Origin of the sequence: Ferrimonas pelagia (assembly GCF_039543565.1) — a bacterium.
In the GTDB taxonomy this organism is placed as follows: domain Bacteria; phylum Pseudomonadota; class Gammaproteobacteria; order Enterobacterales; family Shewanellaceae; genus Ferrimonas; species Ferrimonas pelagia.
This window is the reverse complement of record NZ_BAABJZ010000028.1, coordinates 1-651: the sequence shown is the minus strand read 5'-3', so window position 1 is coordinate 651 and position 651 is coordinate 1. Positions and strand designations below refer to the sequence as shown.

Sequence of the window (651 nt, the reverse complement as noted above, 5' to 3'; positions counted from 1 at the left end):
TGAGAAGTTGGGTGGACGTATCAGAAGTGCGAATGCTGACATGAGTAACGTTAAAGGGGGTGAAAAACCCCCTCGCCGGAAGACCAAGGGTTCCTGTCCAACGTTAATCGGGGCAGGGTGAGTCGGCCCCTAAGGCGAGGTCGAAAGACGTAGTCGATGGGAAACGGGTTAATATTCCCGTACTGCTGATTACTGCGATGGAGAGACGGAGAAGGCTAGGCTAGCACGGCGTTGGTTGTCCGTGTTTAAGGTAGTAGGCGGTGAACTTAGGCAAATCCGGGTTCACATATACGCTGAGAGCTGATGACGAGTCACTAAGGTGATGAAGTAGTTGATGCCATGCTTCCAGGAAAATCTTCTAAGCTTCAGGTAATTAGCAACCGTACCCCAAACCAACACTGGTGGTCAGGTAGAGAATACCAAGGCGCTTGAGAGAACTCGGGTGAAGGAACTAGGCAAAATGGTACCGTAACTTCGGGAGAAGGTACGCCGCTGACGGTGATGGGACTTGCTCCCTAAGCTATTGGCGGTCGCAGATACCAGGTGGCTGCAACTGTTTATCAAAAACACAGCACTGTGCAAACTCGTAAGAGGACGTATACGGTGTGACGCCTGCCCGGTGCCGGAAGGTTAATTGATGGGGTTAGACTT

At 51.5% G+C, this 651-nt stretch carries 1 rRNA gene; it reads left to right on the top strand.

The features are described from left to right. A 23S ribosomal RNA gene (locus tag ABEA08_RS09435) occupies nucleotides 1–651 on the top strand; the annotation flags it as partial.